The sequence below is a fragment of the Pseudoalteromonas sp. S327 genome (assembly GCF_005886415.1).
In the GTDB taxonomy this organism is placed as follows: Bacteria; Pseudomonadota; Gammaproteobacteria; order Enterobacterales; family Alteromonadaceae; genus Pseudoalteromonas; species Pseudoalteromonas atlantica.
This window is the reverse complement of the sequence record NZ_PNDP01000069.1, coordinates 1-1,586: the sequence shown is the minus strand read 5'-3', so window position 1 is coordinate 1,586 and position 1,586 is coordinate 1. Positions and strand designations below refer to the sequence as shown.

The 1,586-nt window shown below is 39.1% G+C and carries 1 protein-coding gene; it reads left to right on the top strand.

Annotation, left to right across the window (positions count from 1 at the left end):
• Positions 1 to 1,351: IS1182 family transposase (locus CWB60_RS18780; protein ID WP_138628015.1), on the top strand; the 1,351-nt coding region annotated here is incomplete at its 5' end.
• Positions 1,352 to 1,586 lie beyond the last annotated feature (235 nt).

The following is a 1,586-nucleotide window of genomic DNA, read 5'->3' as shown; positions in this document are numbered from 1 at the left end:
AGTGATTGATGTTTTCATTGAGGAACTAAATCTAGCTGAATTGGAGTTTAAAGGGTTAACTTTAAAGTCCACAGGCCGCCCTAAGTATCATCCAGCCACATTATTAAAACTGTATCTTTATGGTTACCTCAACCGTATTCAATCATCCCGCCGATTAGAAACCGAATGCCAACGCAATATTGAACTGATGTGGCTACTTGGTAAGTTGGCACCCGACTTTAAAACGATTGCTGATTTTAGAAAAGACAACGGAGATGGTATAAAAAATGTGTGCAAAACGTTTGTTGAAGTCTGCCGTCGTCTGAATATGTTTGAGAAACCAGTTGTTGCCATCGATGGTAGTAAGTTTAAAGCTAGCAACAACAAAGGCAATAATTTTACGCCAAGCAAAGTTAAATTCCACATCGACCGAGTCGAAAAGAATATTGAACGTTACCTTGAATTACTTGATGAAGCCGATAAAGAGCAAGCTAACGTCACAAAAATTAAAGCCACAAAAGATAGGCTAGCTGACTTTCGCAGCCAGTTAAAAAAACTACACGAGATTAAAGAACAAGTTGAAGCTCATCCTGACAAGCAAATATCCACTACTGATCCTGATTCACGTTTAATGAAAACTCAAGGTTTTACAAGAGTTGTGAGTTATAACGTGCAAAGTGCGGTTGATACCAAGCACCACCTTATAGTGGCGCATGAGGTGACCAACGTGCCAGATAGAGGCCAGCTTGCGTCAATGACAAAACTCGCACAAAAAGCATTGCGCAAGGAAGATATAAGGGTATTAGCAGATAAAGGTTACTTCAGTCAGCCCGATATAAAAGATACTATCGATTTGGGTGCAGAGCCAATCATGCCCAAGACGGATACATCGTCCTCTGAAAAGAAAGGGATATTTAACCGCTCACTCTTCAAATACGATGCAAATAAAGATATTTACTTATGCCCCGCTGGTAATGAACTTCAAAATCGAATGCAGGTATTTGAGCAAGGTAAATACCTTGATGTTTACTTCAATCACATTGCTTGTCGAGATTGTAAAATAAGAAGTCAGTGCACTAACTCTAAAAAAGACCCTAGGCGAATAAGGCGGTGGGTGCATGAGATTCTGACAGAAGAAATGCTTCAAAAGCTAAAGAATGAACCTGAATTGATGCTTCATCGCAAGCAAACTGTTGAGCACCCCTTTGGCACAATTAAACTCTGGATGGGAGCTACCCACTTACTAACACGAGGTTTAAAAAGCGTGGGGACAGAAATAAGTCTTCATGTCCTAGCTTACAACTTCAGAAGAATGATAACAATTATGGGAGTTAACGGCCTAAGTAAAGCAATTAGAGTAGCGTTGCCATAGCAGTTTCGCTCGCGCGGAGAAAATTGCGATACTGAGAAAAAATCGATCGCAACCATCTTAAATGGTTTCAAACTAAGAACATACCCAAGACAATTTATTAAAAATTAGTTTTCACACAGTCTGGGCACATATGTGAACTTTGGCAAAGAGCTATTACCAGTCATTCAGGTGAGTCGTCATTAACTTACTAAGAATAAGAGAAAACTTACATTTTTTTTAAATGTTAAATTACTAA